The 19,608-nt window shown below is 68.2% G+C and carries 17 protein-coding genes; 8 read left to right on the forward strand and 9 right to left on the reverse strand.

Translation table 11 applies throughout. From position 1 onward, the window contains the following. Positions 1-12: 12 nt before the first annotated feature. The 3 genes from lpxA to lpxB are packed head-to-tail and all read left to right on the forward strand — an operon-like array spanning position 13 to position 2,944. On the forward strand, positions 13-813 hold the full coding sequence (lpxA, locus tag J2S73_RS10020; RefSeq protein WP_306885380.1) for an acyl-ACP--UDP-N-acetylglucosamine O-acyltransferase: 801 nt from the start codon (positions 13-15) through the stop codon (positions 811-813). After that, on the forward strand, positions 810-1,679 hold the full coding sequence (locus J2S73_RS10025; protein ID WP_306885381.1) for an LpxI family protein: 870 nt from the start codon (positions 810-812) through the stop codon (positions 1,677-1,679). Before lpxA ends, J2S73_RS10025 begins: the two co-directional genes overlap by 4 nt. Continuing rightward, on the forward strand, positions 1,676-2,944 hold the full coding sequence (gene lpxB / locus J2S73_RS10030) for a lipid-A-disaccharide synthase (protein WP_306885382.1): 1,269 nt from the start codon (positions 1,676-1,678) through the stop codon (positions 2,942-2,944). Before J2S73_RS10025 ends, lpxB begins: the two co-directional genes overlap by 4 nt. A 156-nt stretch (positions 2,945-3,100) precedes the next feature. On the opposite strand, the gene gltA is transcribed toward lpxB, so the two are convergent. Together gltA and gltX are read right to left on the reverse strand one after the other, a co-directional pair. After that, positions 3,101-4,396, reverse strand: coding sequence for a citrate synthase (gene gltA / locus J2S73_RS10035; RefSeq protein WP_306885383.1), 1,296 nt, complete (start codon positions 4,394-4,396; stop codon positions 3,101-3,103). Between the two features lie 576 nt (positions 4,397-4,972). Next, positions 4,973-6,394, reverse strand: coding sequence for a glutamate--tRNA ligase (gltX, locus tag J2S73_RS10040; protein ID WP_306885384.1), 1,422 nt, complete (start codon positions 6,392-6,394; stop codon positions 4,973-4,975). A gap of 118 nt (positions 6,395-6,512) precedes the next feature. Here gltX and J2S73_RS10045 point away from each other — a divergent pair, with 118 nt between their 5' ends. Next, positions 6,513-8,747 (forward strand): ComEC/Rec2 family competence protein, encoded by a 2,235-nt coding sequence (locus J2S73_RS10045; RefSeq protein ID WP_306885385.1) that lies wholly within the window; start codon positions 6,513-6,515, stop codon positions 8,745-8,747. Positions 8,748-8,791: 44 nt separating this feature from the next. Here the strand turns inward: J2S73_RS10045 and lexA are convergent, their stop codons facing one another. From lexA to J2S73_RS10075, 6 genes are all read right to left on the reverse strand, one after another. After that, positions 8,792-9,505 carry a transcriptional repressor LexA gene (gene lexA, locus J2S73_RS10050; RefSeq protein ID WP_306885386.1) on the reverse strand — a complete coding sequence of 238 codons (714 nt, stop codon included), beginning with the start codon at positions 9,503-9,505 and terminating at the stop codon, positions 8,792-8,794. 170 nt (positions 9,506-9,675) lie between these two features. Continuing rightward, positions 9,676-10,884: a molybdopterin molybdotransferase MoeA gene (locus J2S73_RS10055; protein WP_306885387.1), complete on the reverse strand. Its 1,209-nt coding sequence runs from the start codon at positions 10,882-10,884 to the stop codon at positions 9,676-9,678. After that, positions 10,881-11,372: a cyclic pyranopterin monophosphate synthase MoaC gene (gene moaC / locus J2S73_RS10060; RefSeq protein ID WP_306885388.1), complete on the reverse strand. Its 492-nt coding sequence runs from the start codon at positions 11,370-11,372 to the stop codon at positions 10,881-10,883. The genes J2S73_RS10055 and moaC overlap by 4 nt, the downstream gene beginning before the upstream one ends. Before the next feature lie 7 nt (positions 11,373-11,379). After that, a complete protein-coding gene (gene trpC, locus J2S73_RS10065) occupies positions 11,380-12,201 on the reverse strand; it encodes an indole-3-glycerol phosphate synthase TrpC (protein ID WP_306885389.1) in 822 nt (273 codons plus the stop codon). 3 nt (positions 12,202-12,204) lie between these two features. Beyond that, positions 12,205-13,218, reverse strand: a complete 1,014-nt coding sequence (trpD, locus tag J2S73_RS10070; RefSeq protein ID WP_306885390.1) for an anthranilate phosphoribosyltransferase — start codon at positions 13,216-13,218, stop codon at positions 12,205-12,207. Positions 13,219-13,284: 66 nt separating this feature from the next. Next, positions 13,285-15,177 (reverse strand): peptidylprolyl isomerase, encoded by a 1,893-nt coding sequence (locus J2S73_RS10075; protein WP_306885391.1) that lies wholly within the window; start codon positions 15,175-15,177, stop codon positions 13,285-13,287. A gap of 194 nt (positions 15,178-15,371) precedes the next feature. Between J2S73_RS10075 and tpiA the strand changes: the two genes are divergently transcribed. From tpiA to J2S73_RS10090, 3 genes are read left to right on the forward strand one after another with little or no spacing between them, the layout of a single operon-like run. Beyond that, positions 15,372-16,124 carry a triose-phosphate isomerase gene (gene tpiA / locus J2S73_RS10080; protein ID WP_306885392.1) on the forward strand — a complete coding sequence of 251 codons (753 nt, stop codon included), beginning with the start codon at positions 15,372-15,374 and terminating at the stop codon, positions 16,122-16,124. Next, positions 16,121-16,825: an alpha/beta fold hydrolase gene (locus J2S73_RS10085; protein ID WP_306885393.1), complete on the forward strand. Its 705-nt coding sequence runs from the start codon at positions 16,121-16,123 to the stop codon at positions 16,823-16,825. Before tpiA ends, J2S73_RS10085 begins: the two co-directional genes overlap by 4 nt. A gap of 4 nt (positions 16,826-16,829) precedes the next feature. Continuing rightward, a complete protein-coding gene (locus J2S73_RS10090) occupies positions 16,830-17,363 on the forward strand; it encodes a hypothetical protein (protein ID WP_306885394.1) in 534 nt (177 codons plus the stop codon). Here J2S73_RS10090 and J2S73_RS10095 read toward each other — a convergent pair. Further along, a complete protein-coding gene (locus J2S73_RS10095) occupies positions 17,360-18,331 on the reverse strand; it encodes a 2-hydroxyacid dehydrogenase (protein ID WP_306885395.1) in 972 nt (323 codons plus the stop codon). The genes J2S73_RS10090 and J2S73_RS10095 overlap by 4 nt on opposite strands. Positions 18,332-18,470: 139 nt before the next feature. Between J2S73_RS10095 and J2S73_RS10100 the strand changes: the two genes are divergently transcribed. After that, positions 18,471-19,571: an NAD(P)/FAD-dependent oxidoreductase gene (locus tag J2S73_RS10100; protein ID WP_306885396.1), complete on the forward strand. Its 1,101-nt coding sequence runs from the start codon at positions 18,471-18,473 to the stop codon at positions 19,569-19,571. Positions 19,572-19,608 lie beyond the last annotated feature (37 nt).

Raw genomic sequence — 19,608 nt, forward strand, 5'->3', positions numbered from 1 at the left:
ACGAGTAGAGACGTGGCGACCATTCATCCGACTGCGATCGTGTCTGAGGCGGCATCGCTCGGCGCGGACGTTTCCATTGGCCCTTATTCGATCGTCGGACCGGAAGTGGTTCTGGGCGACCAGGTTTGGGTCGGCTCGCACGTGGTGATCGAAGGCCGGACCCAGATCGGGGCCGGGACCAGGATCTATCCCTTCGCCAGTCTCGGGTCGCCGCCCCAGGATCTCAGCTACAAGGGCGAGACCAACAGGATCGTCATCGGCGAGAACGTCATCATCCGGGAGCACGTGACCATCAATCCCGGGACGGCGCGCGGTGAGCTCCTGACGACGGTCGGCGACCACTGTTACCTGATGGTCGCCTGTCACGTCGCCCACGACTGCCGGGTCGGTGCGCACGTGATCCTGTCCAACAACGTCATGCTCGGCGGCCACGTGAAGGTGGGCGACCACGTCATCATGGGTGGCGGGTCGGCTGTTCACCAGTTCGTCCGCATCGGCGACCATGCCTTCGTCTCCGGCGTGACGGGCGTGGGCGACGACGTGATCCCGTTCGGCAACGTGTTCGGCAACCGGGCCAAGCTGATGGGACTGAATCTCGTCGGGCTCAAGCGGCGCGGGTTCGACCGCGAACAGATCCACACCCTGCGCCGGGCCTATCGGTACCTGTTTTCCAACGAAGGCACCCTCAAGGAGCGGCTCGAGGATGTGACCAACATGTTCGGCGGCGAACCGCTGGTCGAACTCATCCTCGATTTCATCCGCTCCGGCGGCGACCGCGCGCTGTGCACGCCATGGGGACAGGGGCAGAATTGACCGATCCCGCCGAGCCGGCCGGTCCCGGTCCGGTCGGCATCGTGGCGGGGGGCGGGCGTCTCCCGCTGGAGGTCGCCGAGGCCGTCGAGGCCACGGGACGGAAGGTCGTTCTTGCCTGCATCGACGGCGAAGCGGACCTCGCGCTGGACCATCCCGAAGCCCATGTCTTCCGGTGGGGCCAGGTCGGCGGAGCCGTCGACTTCATGACCGCCCGGGGCGCCCGCGACGTCGTTTTCGTCGGTACCATCACGCGCCGTCCGGACTTCAAGGCGATGCGTCTGGACGCAGGCGCATGGCGCCGGGTTCCCAAGATCCTGCGGGTGCTGGTTGGCGGCGACGACAGCGTGGTCCGGCGCGCGCTCGCCCTCGTCGAGGAAGAGGGATTTCGCGTGCGCGGCATTGCGGAGGTCGCGCCAGGGCTCCTGGTGAAGAGCGGCACCCTCGGCCGCTGTGAACCCGAACCCGACGACCTGGCAGATGCCGCCTTGGGCATGAAGGCGCTCGGCGCGCTCGGCCCGTATGACGTCGGGCAGGCGGCCGTGGTCACCAGGGGGCGGGTGGTTGCCATCGAGGCGGCGGAAGGCACCGACCGGATGCTCGAGCGCGTCGTCGAGCTGCGCAAGGCCGGCCGCGTCCGTGAACAGGGCGGTGTGCTGGTCAAGCGCTCGAAGCCCGGACAGGATCTCAGAACCGAACTGCCCACCATCGGCGCGTCGACCATCGCCGGCGTGGCCGCAGCCCGGCTGTCGGGCGTCTACCTGGAGGCCGGCCGGACACTCGTCGCCGATCGCAAGGGGACGATTGCGGCCGCGGATGCGGCGCGGCTGTTCCTGGTCGCCGGAACCGACGGCGAGGAGGGCCCATGACGGCCACAGAGCGGCCCCTGAACGTCTTCGTCATCGCAGGAGAACCGAGCGGGGATCATCTCGGCGGCGCGCTCATGGCGGCCCTGAAGGCGCAGACGGACGGCAGGGTCGTCTTCACCGGTGTCGGCGGCGAGACCATGCAGGCGGAAGGCCTGGAGCCGCTGTTTCCCTTCTCCGACATCACGGTGATGGGGGTAGACGCCATCATCCGGCGCCTGCCGCAGCTTCTGGCGCGGATCGACCAGACCGCTTCGGCGGTCGTGACGTCCCGACCCGACGTGCTCGTCATCATCGACGCTCCCGACTTCACCCACCGGGTCGCCCGGCGCGTGCGCCGCCGCGATCCCTCGATCCCGATCGTCGACTATGTGAGCCCGACGGTGTGGGTCTGGCGCTCGGGTCGTGCCCGGGCAATGGCCGCCTATGTCGACCGGCTGATGGCGGTGCTCCCGTTCGAGCCGGGTGTGCACGCCGAACTCGGCGGACCGACGACGACCTATGTCGGCCATCCGGTTCTGGAAACGCTGCTGCCGCAATTGCCGGAGACCGGGCAGGGCCCCGACGGATCCGGCCCGCCGGTGCTGCTGATCCTGCCCGGCAGCCGCGGGTCCGAGGTCAGGGCGCTCCTGGCGACGTTCGGGGAGACGGTGGCGCGCATTGCCGAGCGGGTCGGGGAGATCCGCCCCGTGCTGCCGGCGGTCTCCCATCTGGCGGACAGGATCGAGGCGGAGGTCGCGGACTGGCCGATAAAGCCGGAGGTCGTCCGCGGACGCGAGGCCAAGCTGAAGGCCTTCGCCGAGGCCAGGGCGGCACTCGCGGCGTCTGGAACCGTGACCCTCGAGCTGGCCGTCGCCGGCGTGCCCATGGCCGTCGCCTACAAGCTGGACGGCATCTCGCGGTTCCTGCGCACGGTGAACCGGATCGTGCCGTTCGTGAACTACACCACCATGGTGCTTCCGAACATCATTCTCGACTACGGCAGCGGCGGCGTGCCGGCATCCAAAGCCGGGGCGGAAGGGCGGACGCAGGACGCGTTCCGGCATGCGATCCCCGACTTCCTGGAGGAGGACGTGACGCCGGACAAGCTCGCCGACGCGGTCGCGCCGCTTCTTGCCGACACCGATGAGCGCCGGCGCCAGCTCGCCGCCTTCGAGCGCCTTCACGACCTGATGCGCCTCAACGACGGGGCGCTGCCCAGCGAGGCGGCGGCCCGGACCGTCCTTGGGGTCGCACGCACCGGACGCCCGGCCCTCAGCGCCTCCTGAGAGGCTTCCAGATCATATCTGCTTCCGGATCAGGCCCTTGTGGTGGGCCGGGTTGTGCATGCCTGCCGCCGGCGCATGAAAAAGCCCGCGGGAGAATGTCTCCCGCGGGCTTTGGATATCGTCTTCGCATGGGTCCGGCCGGGCGGCCGGCTCCGATTACGAGCGCTGGGTGATCGGCACGTAGTCCCGGTGGGTGGCGCCGGTGTAGAGCTGGCGCGGACGACCGATCTTCTGGTTCGGATCTTCCACCATTTCCTTCCACTGGGCGATCCAGCCGACCGTGCGCGCGAGCGCGAACAGGACGGTGAACATCGTGGTCGGGAAGCCGAGAGCGCGCAGCGTGATGCCCGAATAGAAGTCGATGTTCGGGTACAGCTTCTTCTCGATGAAGTACTCGTCGGACAGCGCGATCTTTTCCAGCTCCATCGCCACGTCGAGCGCCGGATCGTCCTTGATGCCGAGCTCGGAGAGGACCTCGTGGCAGGTCTTCTGCATGATCTTCGCGCGCGGGTCGTAGTTCTTGTAGACCCGGTGGCCGAAACCCATCAGGCGGAACGGATCGTTCTTGTCCTTCGCCCGGGCGATGAACTCGGGGATCTTGTCCACCGAGCCGATCTGATGGAGCATGTTGAGCGCGGCCTCGTTGGCGCCGCCGTGGGCCGGACCCCACAGGCAGGCGATGCCGGCGGCGATGCAGGCGAACGGATTCGCGCCCGAGGAGCCGGCGAGGCGGACGGTCGAGGTCGACGCGTTCTGCTCGTGGTCGGCGTGCAGGATGAAGATGCGGTCCATGGCCCGGGAGAGCACCGGGTTGAACTTGTACTCCTCGCACGGAACGGCGAAGCACATCCGCAGGAAGTTGGCCGAATAGTCGAGCTCGTTGCTCGGATACACGAACGGCTGGCCGATCGAGTATTTGTAGGCCATCGCGGCGATGGTCGGCATCTTCGCGATCATGCGAAGGCTGGCGATCATGCGCTGCTGCGGATCGTTGATGTCGGTGGAGTCGTGATAGAAGGCCGACAGGGCACCGACGACGCCGGTCATGACCGCCATCGGATGCGCGTCCCGGCGGAAACCGGTGAAGAACCGGTTCATCTGCTCATGGATCATCGTGTGGTAGGTGACGCGCTGGACGAAATCGGCCTTCTGGCCCGACGTCGGCAGATCGCCGTAGAGGAGCAGGTAGCAGGTCTCCAGGAAGTCGCCGTGCTCGGCGAGCTGGTCGATGGGGTATCCCCGATAGAGCAGCACACCCTCGTCGCCATCGATGAAGGTGATCTTCGATTCACAGGAGGCGGTGGACGTGAAGCCCGGATCGTAGGTGAACCGTCCCGTCTGCTTGTACAGCGCCTGAATGTCGACCACGTCCGGGCCGACCGATCCGGACTGAACCGGGAAGTCCCAGCTCTCGTCGCCGATCTTCAGCGTCGCGTTTTTCCCATCTGCCATAAGCACACCCCAGTCTTGAAAGATCGCAGGCGCCTCGATCCGTGCGAAAGGGCGGTTGTCGCCCGATCACCGCACGACGAAGACGTCTCGCGATGGGTGGATTGTCGGGAGATTGCCTAGCCCATTTGTCTAGGAGCCGCAAGCAACTGTGGTGTTTCCGAGGCAGACCGGATCTGCCTCATTTCTGGGCGGCCCGTCCGGAGGGCGCGCCTGCGCCGCCGGTTGGCGCTCTGCACCACGCTCTCGTCCCAGGCAGGCAATCTGAGGACGGCGTCGGTAGCGGTTTCGCGGTATGACGACCCGTCCGTCGGATCGGCTTAATTAATTCTAAAAATATTAATTAAAAACATATGGTTGATGAAAATATCTCACGTCGTCTCTCAGGTAGATCTGCGCGTCGGCCTTGGTTGATTTCTGCCGATTAAAACCTTGAATTATTTGAAAGAATTTTCATTCTTTTCGTCGCCTGAAGCCATTCTCCGGCCGCGCCGAAAGCGCGCGGCCGGAGCCGACGTTGCGAGGGGTTGGTGACGGTTCCGGGAGGGCCGTGGCCGCGATGGGAAGTCGGCCGGGGATTCAGGCCGCCTGGTCGCGAATCCGGGCCAGGCTTTCCTCCCGTCCCAGGGTTTCCAGCACGTCGAAGACCGGCGGCGACGTGGTTCGGCCGGTGAGCGCACAGCGCAGCGGCTGCGCCACCTTGCCGAGCTTCAGGCTGGTCTCTTCGGCATAGGCGCGGACGACGCTTTCCGTGTCGGCTGCGGTCCAGGTGGCAAGCTCGGACAGGCGATCGGCAATCGCCTTCAGATGCGTCCGCGCGTCGGCGTCCAGCACCTTGCCGGCCTTCTCGTCGGGCGTGATCGGCCGCGTGACCCAGACATAGGCGGCGGCATCCAGGAGCTCCAGCAACGTCTTGGCGCGCTCCTTCAGCCCGGGCATGGCGTGGGTCAGACGGGTCCGGGCGTCCGGCGTGAGGGCATTGGCGATCGCGTCGCCGTCCTCCAGATGAGGCAGCAGGTCGTCGATCGCCTGAAGCAGCCGCTCGTCGCTGGCGGAGCGGATGTAGTGGCCGCTGAGATTCTCCAGCTTGGCGAAATCGAAGCGCGCCGGCGAACGGCCGATCTGGTCCAGATCGAACCATTCGATCATCTCCTCGGTGGAGAAGATCTCGGTATCGCCGTGGCTCCAGCCCAGGCGGACCAGATAGTTGCGCAGCGCTTCCGGCAGATAGCCCATCGCCCGATAGGCCTCGACACCGAGCGCGCCGTGGCGCTTGGAGAGCTTGGCGCCGTCGGGGCCGTGGATGAGGGGGATGTGGGCAAAGCTCGGCACGTCCCAGCCCATGGCTTTGTAGATCAGCGTCTGACGGGCGGCGTTGGTCAGATGGTCGTCGCCGCGCACGATGTGGCTGACCTCCATGTCGTGATCGTCGACCACGACGGCGTGCATGTAGGTCGGCGATCCGTCGGAGCGCATGATGATGAAGTCGTCGAGGTCCTTGTTGGCGAAGGACACGCGGCCCTGGACGTGGTCGTCGATGACCGTCTCGCCGTCCAGCGGCGCCTTGATGCGGATCACCGGATCCACACCCTCCGGCGCCTCGGACGGGTCGCGGTCGCGCCAGCGGCGGTCATAGAGCGGCGGACGGCCCTCGGCGCGGGCCTTCTCGCGCATTTCGGTAAGCTCCTCCGCCGAGGCGTAGCAGCGATAGGCCTGACCGCTCTCCAGCAGCGCGTAGGCGACCTCGGCGTGGCGATCCGCGCGCAGGGACTGGAACACGGGGGCGTCGTCCCACTCGATGCCGAGCCAGGTCAGGCCGTCCAGGATGGCGGCGATGGCGGCTTCGGTGGACCGTTCCTTGTCGGTGTCCTCGATGCGCAGAAGCATCCGTCCGCCGGTGTGGCGCGCATAGAGCCAGTTGAACAGAGCGGTGCGCGCGCCGCCGATGTGGAGAAAGCCGGTCGGGGAGGGAGCGAAGCGCGTGACCACGGGCGCCGACATGTTTGCCTCTTTCGATTATCCGTTTTTCCCGCATTCTACCTCAGGGTGAAGATCGAGGGCGCGGGGCGGGGGTCGTTTAGCACGCCGTGCGCCGGGCGTGAACGCACGGGAGGGGCTTGTGGCGACGACGCGCGACCGGAAGGACGCACGGTCGGGGCAGGCGCGGTCATCGCGCCGGCGACTTCCGTTCGTCCCGCCGGGCCGCTTCGCCGCGCTCGGTGCCCTGCCGGGGCGATGCGCGGAATGGCTGTCGGACTGTCTTCACCTGGATCTCGACCGGGGCCGGGGCGTCCTGTGGCTGCCGGTCGCCGTGGCCGTCGGGGTGGCGGTCTATTTCGCGCTTCCCCGCGAGCCGCACTGGCCGACGATGCTTGCGCTCGCCGGGGCGCTCGTGGCCGGAGCGATGGCCAGCCGCCGCCGACCGCCGGTGTTCGCGGCGCTGGCGATGGCAGCATCGGTTGCCTTCGGGGTTGCGGCGGCGGCGGGCCAGACGGCCCGGGTCGCGGCGCCTGTTCTGGGCTGGGAAGGCACCCATACCCTGACCGGGTTCGTGGAACGGCGCGAGCCCCGGCCGGACGGAGCCGTGCGCTACGTGGTCCGGGTCGAAAGCCTGTCGCGGCTCGACCCCGCCGAGACGCCGGCGCGCGTGCGCTTCACCAGCCGGGGACGGGAGGACCCGCTCGACGTCGGCGAAGGGCTGACGGCTCTGGTCAGGCTGGCGCCGCCGCGGGGGCCTGTGGCGCCGGGCGCCTACGACGGCGCCCGCAGCCTGTTCTTCCAGCGGATCGGCGGGACCGGTTTTTCCTATGGCCAGCCGCGCCCGGCCGATCTCGGGCCGCCGCCGCTCCTGCTTCGTGCCAAGGCAGCGGTCGCGGGGGTGCGCGAGCGGATTGCCGGGCGGCTGCGCGCCGCCCTTCCCGGCGAGAACGGGGAACTGGCCGCCACTCTCCTGGTCGGCGATCGCGGCGGCATACCCGAATCGACACAGGAGGCCTTGCGGGCGTCCGGGCTCGGCCACATCCTGGCGATTTCCGGGCTGCACATGGCGCTGGTGGCCGGCACCGTGTTCGCCGTGCTGAGGCTGAGCCTTGCCGCCATACCGCCGGTCGCGCTGCGCTATCCGATCAAGAAATGGGCGGCGGCAGCGGCGCTCGCGGCAGGGCTGTTCTATCTGATCGTCTCCGGCGGGGCGGTGGCGACCATACGGGCCTTCGTGATGCTCGCCGTGGCGCTCGTGGCGGTGCTCGCCGACCGGCCGGCCCTGACCCTGCGCTCGGTCGCCGTGGCCGCGCTTGCGATCATGCTGTTCGACCCGGCCGCCGTCGTATCGCCGGGCTTCCAGATGTCGTTCGCGGCCGTCATCGCGCTGGTCGCCGGCTACGAGTATCTGGCCTCGCGCGAGCGGGCCGACCGGCCTCCGCCCCGACGCGGCCCGGTTCTTCGGGTGCTGCGGCTGGCTGCCCTCTGGATCGCAGGCCTGGCGCTGACCTCCCTGATCGCCGGTCTCGCGACCGGCCCGATCGGCGCCTTCCATTTTCAGCGGATCGCCGTGTTCGGCCTTCTCGGCAACCTTCTGGCCATGCCGCTCGTGACCCTGATCGTGATGCCCATGGGGGTGCTGTCGGTGGCGGTGATGCCGCTCGGTGTCGACCCGGTCCCGCTCGCTGCGATGGGCTGGGGCCTGGACGGGGTCGTGGCCGTCGCCAAACGGGTCGCGTCCCTGGGCGGCGATGCCGGCCATGTGGGCCGCATGCCCGCGGCAGCGGTGCTTCTGATGGCGGCCGGACTGCTCTGGCTCGCGCTCTGGACGGCCCGCTGGCGGGTTCTCGGCCTGCCGCTGGTCCTGGCCGGGCTGGCATTGACGCCTGCAGCCGCCCGTCCGGATATCCTGGTCTCCGACGACGGCCGCACGGTCGCTGCCCGCGGCACCGACGGTCGCCTGACAATCGCGACGGCACGGGGCGGGGATTTCGCGGCCGCGATGTGGCTCAGGGCCGACGGCGATCCGCGTCCTCTGGAAGACGTCACGGTGCGCGCCGGCGTCAGCTGCGACCCGTTCGGCTGCACGCTGCCGATTGCCCGCGGTCCCGGCGACATCGGTGGCCGCCGGATCGCCTTCGTGGAGCAGTCCCAGGCATTTCTATTGGATTGCCGCAGGGCGGAGATCCTGGTGACACGCCACACCCGTCCCGCCGGGTGCGAGGGGCCTCGGCTGGTGATCGACCGTCACATGCTGATGGAGCAGGGTGCTCTCGCGCTCTTTCGCATAAAGGATCCGCCCGGATACCGGATCGAGCGGGCCCGCCCGCCGGTGCCGCGACCGTGGAGCGCACGACCTGTGATCAGGAGATAACGCGGTTCTGGAAGACCGCCGGTGTCCGTTCGGCCCGAAACCGCTCAATAGCTGCGGAACAGGGCGACGAGCTTGCCCTGGATGCGCACCCGATCGGGTCCGAAAATCCGCGTCTCATAGGCCGGATTGGCCGCTTCCAGCGCGATGGACCCGCCCTTGCGCCGCAGCCGCTTCAGCGTGGCTTCCTCATCGTCGACGAGCGCCACAACGATGTCGCCGCTGTCGGCAGTGTCGGACCGTTTGATCAGCACCGTGTCGCCGTCGAGGATGCCTGCCTCGATCATGGAATCGCCACGGACCTCCAGCGCGAAGTGTTCTCCGCCGCCAACGAGGTCGGCCGGGACGGTGATCTGATGGCTTTCGGTCTGGATGGCGGCGATCGGAACGCCGGCAGCAATGCGGCCCATCACGGGGACGGTCAGGCCGGCGATCTCCGCGGGCTCGGGCTCCCGGGCGGGGACCGGCGGCGCCTTGCCGCGCGAGCCCTCGATCACTTCCGGCGCGAAGCCTTTGGTGCGCGGGCCGGCAAGGCCGGCATTGGCCGACTCGGGAAGCCGCAGCACTTCCAGTGCCCGTGCGCGGTTCGGCAGGCGCCGGATGAAGCCACGCTCTTCGAGCGCCGTGATCAGCCGGTGAATGCCGGACTTGGAGCGCAGGTCGAGCGCTTCCTTCATCTCGTCGAACGACGGCGGGACCCCGGTCTCCTTCAGTCGCTCATGGATGAACATCAGGAGTTCGTGTTGCTTGCGGGTCAACATGTCTTCGGCCCCACCCCTCGGTCCGGCGCATCGCAAATGCGTACAAATCAGGAACGAACACTACGCGTTCCATATGTGTTCCGCAAGGGTTAATGGCCGGTTACCCGATGGAAGGTGGAAACGGAGAACAGTGTAAGGCCACGGTGTGGCGGGCAGTGTGTCCGACGGTGTCAGAGCCGGATGATCCGGCAGGTCTCGCCGGCGCGGGCGTCGGGCGCGTGGGCTGGACGGACCAGGAGCGCCTTCGCAACGGCGAGGGTGGAGAGCATCGATGAGTCCTGCACGGAGAACGGCTCCACCAGCGGGGGCCCGGTCGGGCTTTCCGCCACCCGGGCGCGGACATAGTCCTCTCGGTCGCCGTTGGCCGGCATGTCCGAGGCTAGGACCGCGGGCTCGAACCACGGTCCGGGATCGGTGTCGCCCTGAAGGGCTCGCAGAAGCGGCGTCAGGAACAGAAGGGCGCAGACCAGGCTGGAGACCGGGTTACCCGGAAGTCCGAGCACCCTGAGATCGCTCAGCCGGCCGAAGATCAGCGGCTTTCCGGGCCGCATGGCGATCTTCCAGAAGCCGAGCTCCATGCCGACGTCGCCGAACGCCTGTTTGACCAGATCGTGCTCGCCGACCGAGGCGCCGCCGAGGGTGACGATCACGTCCGCGCCGCTCGCCCTTGCCCTGGCGAGGGCATCGGCGGTGGCTTCCCGTGCGTCGGGGACGATCCCGAGATCGAGGGGCTCGCCGCCAGCGGCCGCAATCATCGCGGCCAGCGCCGGGGTGTTCGAGGCGACGATCTGGTCCGGACCGGGGACAGCGCCGGGCGGGACGAGTTCGTCCCCGGTGGCGATCAGCGCGACCCGCGGACGCCGGGCGACCGGAAGCTCGGGATGGTTCATAGCGGCGGCAAGCGCGATGTGGCGGACGCCGAGCCGCGTTCCGGCGGTCAGAAGAGGCTGCCCTTCCTCGAAATCCAGGCCGGCCGCGCGAATGTGCCGGCCGGGCTCGACGGGAACGGCAACCTCCACGGTCTCCTCGTCGATCCGCTCCGCGTTTTCCTGGATCAGGATGGTTTCGGCGCCTTCGGGAACCGGCGCGCCGGTGAAGATCCGGACGGCTTCTCCGGGGGCGAGCGTGCCGGGATAGCGGCGTCCGGCCGCGGAAACGCCTGCGACCCTCAGACGGGCACCGGCCACGCGGGCATCGTCGGCGCGCACGGCATAGCCGTCCATGGCGGAGGCGGGGAAGGGCGGCTGCGACCGGGTGGCGGCGAGGTCCGCGGCGAGAACACGGCCGCCCGCGTCCGCCAGGGACACGGTCTCGATGCCGAGGCGGTCGGCTCCGTCGAGCACCCGCGCCCGCGCGTGTGCGACCGGCAGCAGGCTCATTCGGCGGCTCCGGCCTGCCAGTCGCCGGATCGCCCGCCCGACTTGGCAAGCAGACGGATGTCGCCGACGACCATGCCGCGCTCCACGGCCTTGGCCATGTCGTAGATGGTCAGGCAGGCAACGCTCGCCGCCGTCAGCGCTTCCATCTCCACGCCGGTCTTGCTGTCGACGCCGACCGTCGCCGTGACGGTCAGGCCGGGCAGGTTCCGGTCGGGTTCGATCTCCACCTTCACCGAGGAGACCGGCAGCGGATGGCACAGCGGGATCAGGTCGTGGGTCCGCTTGGCGGCCATGATGCCGGCGATGCGCGCTGTGGCAAACACGTCGCCCTTCTTGATCTGGCCGGCCAGGATCGCCTCGAGCGTCTCCGCGCGCATGGTGACGTTTCCGGTGGCGACGGCCTCGCGCCGGGTGACGTCCTTTTCGGAGACGTCCACCATGCGGGCCGCCCCGGTCTCGTCGAGATGGGTGAGGGAGCCGCCCGACATGACCGGCCTACTGGGCCGCGGCGTCGGTGCGCAGGGCATCCACGGCGATCAGGTCGCGCGTGGCGGTCTCGATATCGTCCTGCCGCATCAGGCTCTCGCCGACCAGGAACGCATCGAAGCCGGCCCGGGAAAGCCGGGAGACGTCGTCGACGGAGTTGATGCCGGATTCGGCGACCAGGAGCCGGTTGCCCGGAATGTGCGGGGCGAGCCGCTCGGAGGTCTCCAGCGAGGTCTCGAAGGTCTTGAGGTTGCGGTTGTTCACGCCGATCAGGACGGCCGGAATCTCGATGGCGCGGGCGAGTTCCTCCGCGTCGTGGACCTCGATGAGGGCGTCCATGCCGAGATTGTGCGCCGTCTCGACGAGCCGGGTCGCCGTGGCGTCGTCGACGGCGGCCATGATGACCAGGATCGCGTCCGCGCCCCAGGCCCGCGCCTCGAACACCTGATAGGGGTCGAACAGGAAGTCCTTGCGCAGGATCGGCAGCTCGACCGCCTCACGCACCGCCTTCAGGATCTCCGGTGAGCCCTGGAAAGAGGGGCCGTCGGTCAGCACCGACAGGCAGGAAGCGCCGCCGGCCATATAGGCGTTCGCGATCTCGGTCGGTTCGAAGTCTTCGCGGATGACACCCTTCGACGGGCTCGCCTTCTTGATCTCGGCGATGAGCCCGGGCCTGCCGGCTTCGATGGCCGCCTCGAGCGCAGCACGGAAGCCGCGGGGCGGGGGCGCGTCGCGCGCTTCGGTCTCGATGTCCGCCTGAGGCACCGCGGCCTTGGCCGCTTCGATCTCTTCGCGCTTGTAGGCTTCGATCTTGCTCAGAATATCGGTCATTCACTACTCGTTCGATGCCGCGATCAGCCGGCCGAGTGCGTCGAGCGCCCGGCCGCTGTCGATGGTCTCGGCCGCCAGCGCAACGCCCGCCTCGAGCGATGCGACACGGTCGGCGACCAGGAATGCCGCTCCCGCGTTCATCAGGACGATGTCGCGATAGGGACCGGCGCGTCCTTCCAGCACCTCGCGCAGCGCTGTGGCGTTTTTATGGGAGTCGCCCCCGATCAGCTCCGAAAGCGGCCAGCGCTGCAAGCCCACGTCCTCCGGCTTGATCGAAAAGGTCGACACCTCGCCGTTCTCGAGCGCGGCGACGTAGGTCTCCGAGGTGACCGTAATCTCGTCCAGCCCGTCGGCCCCGTGCACGATCCAGGCCTTGGCCGAGCCGAGCTTGCCGAGGGCGTGCGCCAGCGGCTCGATCCACTGCCTGTCGAACACGCCGACGAGCTGGCGGGAGACACCGGCCGGATTGGAAAGCGGACCGAGGATGTTGAAGATCGTCCGGGTGCCGAGTTCGACCCGCGTCGGGCCGACGTGCTTCATGGCGGCGTGGTGGGCGGGCGCGAACATGAAGCCGAGACCGGCTTCGCGGATGCAGGTGCCGATCCGCTCCGGCCCGATCTCGATGTCGATGCCGAGCGCGGTGAGCACATCGGCGGCACCCGATTTCGAGGAGAGGGCCCGGTTGCCGTGCTTGGCGACCGGGATGCCGGCGCCCGCGACGACGAACGCGGAGCAGGTGGAGACGTTGTAACTCCCCTTGGCGTCGCCCCCGGTTCCGACGATGTCGATGGCATCGGCCGGCGCGTCGACGCGGACCATCTTCTCGCGCATCGTCTCCACGGCGCCGGTGATCTCGTCGATGCTCTCGCCGCGCACGCGCAGCGCCATCAGCAGTCCGCCCATCTGCGAAGGCGTGGCCTCGCCCGACATCATGATGTCGAATGCCCGGCGGGCCTCCTCGCGGCTCAGCGTGTCGCCCTGGGCGGCCTTGTCGAGAAGGGCCTTCAAGTCGGACATGCGCTGTCTCCCCCTAGCGACAGGGCCGTCTGTCCGACCCGGTCGCCCGATGGTCAGTCGATGGACTTACGAGCCGGCGCCGCTACCCGGAACGCCGACGATCTGGTTCAGCATCTGCTGGTTCACCTGCACAGGCCGTTCCTGCTCGAGCGCCGAGACATAGGCCCCGACCAGCGCATCGCCCAGCGACTGCTCCAGCCGCTGCCGCGCAGGAACGTTGTCGGCGGCTTCCGCGAAGAAGGCCGGGCGGTTTACCGATGCGACCTGAAGCACAGCCTGCTGGCCCTGGGACGCGGTGGTGGTTGCCACGGTGTCCTGCGGACCGGAGAACGCCTCGGACACGGCAGCGGACGGAAGGCCGTTGATGCTGCCCTGCCGGGTGAACGGCTCCGATGTCTGCAGGGTCGCACCCAGCGAATCGGCCACGGCGTCGATGCTCTCGCCGTTGCGGATGCGTTCGGCCGCCTCGTCGGCCGCCTCGGCGATCCGTGTGGCGACCTGATCCTCGGTCCAGGCGGCGAAGACCTGTCCGCGGACCTCGTCGAGCTCCCGGTCGCGGGCCGGCGTCACGTCGCTGACCCGGTACCAGACATAGTCGGTCGAGCTGACCTGGATCGGCGGATTGTCGGCGCCGACCTCCGTGTCGAAGGCGTCGGAGAGGAGCTCCTGCTTGGCCGGAAGCTGGACGGTGCTGCCATCGGGGGCGGCACCGGCGGCACTGACGGCCGGCACGTTGCGCAGCGACAGGCCAAACCGGTCGGCGACCTCGGCGATCGTGGCGCCGCCGGCGAAGGCGTCCTCAACCTCGTCGTAGAGATCGACCACCTCGTCCTGGGCCGCCTGGCGGGCGAGCCGGTCACGGATCGAGCCTGCGACCTCCTCCAGGGGCTGGCGGTCGGCCTGCTGGATCTCGCTCACGCGCACCAGCACGGTTCCGAACCGCCCGTCGACGATCTCGGTGCCGGGTTCCTCCATCGAGAACGCGGCGTCGGCCACGGCCGGATCGACGATGTCGGAGCGGCTGACCACGCCGAGATCGACGTCGTTCATGGTCCGCCCGGCGGCGGTGAGGACCTCCTGGAAGGTCCCGCCCGACGACAGCGTGTCGGCGGCGTCCTCGGCCTCAGCGCGGTCGCCGAACACCACCTGCTGGACGTGGCGGCGCTCCGGCGTGCCGAACTCGCCGGATTCGTACGCCTGGCGAACGTCGTCCTCGCTGACCGAAGCGGGATCGGCAAGGGTGTCGGCATTGACCTGAAGGATGTTCAGCGCGCGGTATTCCGGCGCGGCGAACCGGCCCTTGTTCTCATCGTAGAAGGTGCTCAGCTCCTCTTCGGTCGGGTCGGCAATGGCGGCGATCGAATCGCGCCCCACCAGGAAGAAGCGGATCGTCCGCTCCTCGTTGCTGTACTGGTTGAGGGCGGCAAGATAGGCGGTCGGCACGTCCAGACCGCCGAACAGCCCGTCGACGAGCTGACGGCGATCCATGAGTTCGCGCTGGTCCTCGATGTAGCCGTCCTCGTCCAGACCGTTGGCGGCCAGGATCTGCTGGAAGCGCGACCGGTTGAAGGAGCCGTCGGGCCCCTGGAACGTCTCGTCGCTGCGGATGGCCTGGGCGACCCGCTCGTCGCCGACATCGATCCCGTAGTCCTTGGTCGCATCGGTCAGCAGCGCGTCAGTGGCCAGCTGCGACAGCACCCGCTGAGGCAGGCCGAACTGGATCGCCTCGTCGGCCGGGATCGGACGCCCGGCCTGCTGGCTCAGCCGCTGGACGGCGCGGTTGTAGTCGCGCTGGAAATCGGTCGCGGTGATCTCGGTGTTGCCGACACGGGCGAGCTGATTGGCCCCGAATCCCCGGAAGATGTCGGCGATGCCCCAGATCGCGAAGCTGAGGACGAGAAGCGCGATGAGGAGTTTGGCGAGCCAGGTGCTGGCGCCGCGCCGCAGTTGGGTGAGCATGAAAAAGGATCAACCGTTGTTATGGGTTCGCCGGTGAACTCGAGGCTGTCAGGGCGGCGGATCATAGAAAGGCCGGTGCCTGCGAGCAAGCGTATGGACTTGTCGGCCGAACACGGTGTTTTGTTGGACCACGATGGGGCGGTAAACCCGGCCCCGCACATGTGCGCTTCGGAAACAGAAATGGGAGGACGGGCGTGACGTCCAAGTTGATCGCCGGCAATTGGAAAATGAATGGTCTGGCGCAGTCGATCGCCGAGCTTGAGGGGGTGATCGCCGGACGCTCGGACATCGCCGGCGACACCGAACTCCTGTTGTGCCCGCCGGCGACGCTCGTCGCCGCCTTCGCGATGCGGGCCCAGGGGACCGGCGTGCGGATCGGCGGCCAGGACTGCCATACGGAGGCGAGCGGCGCTCACACCGGCGACATCTCGGCGGAAATGCTGGCTGACGCCGGGGCGAGCCACGTGATCGTCGGTCACTCGGAGCGGCGCGCCGACCACGGCGAAAGCGACGAAACGGTGCGGGCGAAGGTCGAGGCGGCCTGGCGGGCCGGCCTCGTGGCCATCGCCTGCGTCGGCGAGACGGAGGCAGAGCGCGACGCCGGCCAGGCTCTCGATGTGGTGCGCCGGCAGCTGGCGGGATCGCTGCCTGACGGGGCGACCGCAGACACGCTCGTCGTCGCCTATGAGCCGGTCTGGGCGATCGGAACCGGGAGGACGCCGACGGACGACGACGTGGCGGCGGTCCATGCGGCGATCCGGTCGACGCTCGAAGAGCGTTTCGGCGAGGCCGGAAAATCGATCAAGATCCTCTATGGCGGCTCGGTGAAGCCGGCCAATGCCGCAGCACTTCTCGCCATCGACCACGTGGACGGTGCGCTCGTCGGCGGGGCGAGCCTGAAGGCGTCCGACTTCCTCGCGATCGCAGAAGGGGCGTCCGCGTCATGATGGTTCCCCTGGTCTTCATTCCCGGACTGGCCTGCACGGAGCTGCTCTTCGAGCCTGTGGTCGGGGAGATCGGAGACCGGGTCACCATGCAGATCGTCGACCATCGCGGTCCGGACACGATGGAGGCGATCGTCGACCAGATCCTGGCGAACGCACCCTCCTATTTCGCCCTCGCCGGGCTTTCGATGGGGGGCTATCTGGCGATGGAACTCGCTCTGAGGGCGCCGGACCGGATCGAGCGGCTGGCGCTGCTCAACACCAAGATCCGGCCGGACACACCCGACGAGAGGGCGAATCGCGAAGCGCTGATCGAACTGGCCGAAGCGGAGGGTATGGAGGCGGTCGCCGACCGGCTGATGCCGCGTCTGCTCCACCCCGACCGGCTCGCCGATCCGGATCTCGTCGATCGGGTCCGCCGCATGGCGGTGGACACGGGCGCGGACGTCTTCGTGGCGCAGGAACGCGCGCTGCTGACCCGCGAGGATATCAGCGGACGGGCTGGAGAAATCCGCATGCCGACGATGGTGCTTGTCGGGGATGCAGACCAGCTCACGCCGCCGGAGATGGGTCAGGAAATCGACGCGGCGCTTCCCAACAGCAACCTCGTGACGATCGAGGCGTGCGGACATTTGTCGTCGCTGGAACGTCCGACCGAGGTCGCCCAGGCGCTGGCTACCTGGCTGGGTTTGGCGCGGATCTAGCCTGATGGCCTGGCAGAAGCTTTCGATCAACGAGGCCGAGGCGCACCCGCTCTACGGGGTGAAGGGGCCGTTGCGGGTCTTTCTGATCCTGTTCGTGCTTGGCGGGCTGTTCGGCCTGCTGCAGCTCTTTCTGCCGGACCCGCGCGGCTTCGCCCAGCTGTTCGGTCCCTTCGACCGGCAGGTCCACTACGTGGATTCGTTCGTCGGGCTGGTGCTCGCCGTCGTTGCGGTCCTGGGCCTGAATCGCTCGCCACTGTTCGGATCGCTGATCGTTCCAGCCCTGCTCCTGCGCTATTTCGCGACCATCCTCATCGCGTCGGTGTTTCACTTCGAAGCGCCGGAAGCGCCATCGATGACGGCCGACCTGATGACGCAATCGATCCTGGTCGCGATCGGAGTCGGCGGGATCGTCTGCGCCCTGCTGTGCTGGTATTTCCTGCGCTCCAGGCGCGTGAACGTCACTTACCGCTACCGTATTCCGGCCGATCCGAAGGTGCTGGCGCAAGCAAATCCCGACCCGTGGGCGCGCTTTCGCTAGTCGATCGGCACCGCGGTCGGCACCGGCCGCCCTTCCAGATGCGCCGCCAGATTGTCGATGACGAGCCGGATCGTCGCGGTCACTGCCTCCGGGGAATGGCCGGCGATGTGCGGGGTGAGCAGGATGTTCGGAAGGTCCGCCAGCTCGGCAGGGACTTCCGGCTCTCCGTCGACGACATCGAGAGCAGCGCCCGCGATGGTCTTTCTCCTCAAGGCGTCGATCAGCGCAGCCGTGTCGACCACGCTGCCGCGCGAGACATTGACCAGATATCCGTCGGGTCCGAGGGCCGAAAGGAACTCCGCGTCGACGAGATGGCGGGTTTCCGGGCCGCCGGGCGTGGCGACCACGACGATCTCGGCCCACTCCGCGAGCGCCCGCGGATCCGCGAAATAGGTGTGGTCGACGTCGTCGCGGCGTGTCCGGGCGCTGTAGGCTATGGGTGTCGCGAACCCGCCCGCCGCGCGGCCGGCCGTCTCGCGGCCGATACGCCCGAACCCGAGGATACCCAGACGCCGTCCGGACAGGGTCGGGTGCAGCCGGCTGTTTCGATAGGTTTTCCAGGCACCGGTGCGCGCGGCGCGGTCGGCGGCCGGGATGTCGTGAAGCATGGCAAGGATCAGCGCGATCGCATGGTCGGCAACCTGGGGCGCGTTGGCGCCGGGACTGAAGGTGACGACAACCCCCCGGCCGCGTGCCGCAGCACGGTCGATGTTCTCGTAGCCGGCGCCAAGCGCGCAGATCATCTCAAGCTTCGGATAGAGCTCCATTTCAGCCGCCGACAACCCGCGCGAACCGCTGGTCAGGACAAAGCGGAGGTCGTCTGCCACCCTGCGGTTGGCAGCCTCGAAATCCGACCGTTCCCAGCCCGGGATCGGATCGAATCCGGCCTCTTCGAACAGACGCAGATAGGCCGGCTGGATCGGATGGAGAACGAGCAGAGGGTGCAGGGACTGGCTGGTCTTGGGCATGATGTCTCCGGTGAGGAGGATTCGGTCGGACGGAGCGGACTGCTCCCCTGAGCCGTCAGAAGCGACGCGAAACGCCTCGACCGGCGAGGCAAAGGGCCGGGCGCGATGAAGGGCTTCCCGTGCCTTGTAAGGAGCGGACATGGACGACGTCGAGTGTGTCGTGATCGGGGCCGGCGTCATCGGGCTGGCAGTGGCGCGCGAGCTTGCCGAAAGCGGTCGCGAGACCATCGTGCTGGAGGCCGAGGGCGGAATCGGCACCGGCATTTCCAGCCGCAACAGCGAGGTCATCCATGCCGGGATCTACTATCCGGCGGGCTCGCGGAAGGCAGCGTTCTGCGTGCGCGGGCGGCGGATGCTCTACGCCTATTGCGAGGCGAGGGGGGTGCCGCACCGGCAGACCGGCAAGCTGATCGTCGCGACCGAACCGGACCAGATCCCGGTGCTGGAAGCCACACTTGAGAAGGCGCGGGCGAACGGCGTGGAAGGCATGCGGCTTCTGTCGAAGCGGGAGGTCGAAGCCCTGGAGCCCGAATGCCGGGCGGAGGCCGCGCTTCAATCGGACACGACCGGGATCCTCGACGCGCACGCCTTCATGTTGGCCCTTCAGGGCGACGCCGAGGCTGCTGGCGCCGCGATCGCGTTCCAGGCGCCGCTGGAGCGGGGCGAGGCCGGCTCGGACGGCATCGTGATCGAGGCCGGCGGGACGCGGCTTCGGGCGAAAACGGTGGTCAACTGCGCCGGGCTCCACGCGACCGAGGTCGCGTCGCGGATCGACGGCGTGGCGCCCTCATCGATCCCGCCGCTCCACTATGCCAAGGGCAACTATGTGTCGCTTGCCGGCCGCGCGCCGTTCTCCCGGCTGATCTATCCGGTTCCGGAGCCGGGTGGTCTCGGCGTGCATCTGACACTCGATCTCGGCGGGCAGGCACGGTTCGGACCGGACGTGGAATGGGTCGATGACCTCGACTACGAGGTGAGCACGGATCGGCTCGATGCCTTTGTCGAGGCGATCCGGCGTTACTGGCCGGACGTCCCGATCGACAAGCTGCATCCGTCCTATTCGGGTATCCGTCCGAAGATCGGCCCGGATCCGGCCGCGTTCCATGATTTCGTTATCCAGGACGCCGACGCCCACGGCGTGCCCGGCCTGATCAATCTCTACGGGATCGAATCGCCGGGCCTGACCTCGAGCCTGGCGATCGCGGAGCATGTCCTGGAGTTGGTCGACGCGAGGGGATAGGCGGAGCCTGCAAGGCCGAAAAACGGCAAGGTCTGGC

This window comes from Amorphus orientalis, from assembly GCF_030814015.1.
Classification (GTDB): domain Bacteria; phylum Pseudomonadota; class Alphaproteobacteria; order Rhizobiales; family Amorphaceae; genus Amorphus; species Amorphus orientalis.

Coding starts and splice junctions, on each gene's coding strand:
- J2S73_RS10095 (WP_306885395.1), bottom strand. CDS start 18,331: ATGCCCAAGACCAGCCAGTCCCTGCACCCTCTGCTCGTTCTCCATCCG.
- trpD (WP_306885390.1), bottom strand. CDS start 13,218: ATGTCCGACTTGAAGGCCCTTCTCGACAAGGCCGCCCAGGGCGACACG.
- J2S73_RS10075 (WP_306885391.1), bottom strand. CDS start 15,177: ATGCTCACCCAACTGCGGCGCGGCGCCAGCACCTGGCTCGCCAAACTC.
- J2S73_RS10055 (WP_306885387.1), bottom strand. CDS start 10,884: ATGAGCCTGCTGCCGGTCGCACACGCGCGGGCGCGGGTGCTCGACGGA.
- gltA (WP_306885383.1), bottom strand. CDS start 4,396: ATGGCAGATGGGAAAAACGCGACGCTGAAGATCGGCGACGAGAGCTGG.
- moaC (WP_306885388.1), bottom strand. CDS start 11,372: ATGTCGGGCGGCTCCCTCACCCATCTCGACGAGACCGGGGCGGCCCGC.
- J2S73_RS10085 (WP_306885393.1), top strand. CDS start 16,121: ATGATGGTTCCCCTGGTCTTCATTCCCGGACTGGCCTGCACGGAGCTG.
- gltX (WP_306885384.1), bottom strand. CDS start 6,394: ATGTCGGCGCCCGTGGTCACGCGCTTCGCTCCCTCCCCGACCGGCTTT.
- trpC (WP_306885389.1), bottom strand. CDS start 12,201: ATGACCGATATTCTGAGCAAGATCGAAGCCTACAAGCGCGAAGAGATC.
- lexA (WP_306885386.1), bottom strand. CDS start 9,505: ATGTTGACCCGCAAGCAACACGAACTCCTGATGTTCATCCATGAGCGA.
- J2S73_RS10100 (WP_306885396.1), top strand. CDS start 18,471: ATGGACGACGTCGAGTGTGTCGTGATCGGGGCCGGCGTCATCGGGCTG.
- J2S73_RS10090 (WP_306885394.1), top strand. CDS start 16,830: ATGGCCTGGCAGAAGCTTTCGATCAACGAGGCCGAGGCGCACCCGCTC.
- lpxB (WP_306885382.1), top strand. CDS start 1,676: ATGACGGCCACAGAGCGGCCCCTGAACGTCTTCGTCATCGCAGGAGAA.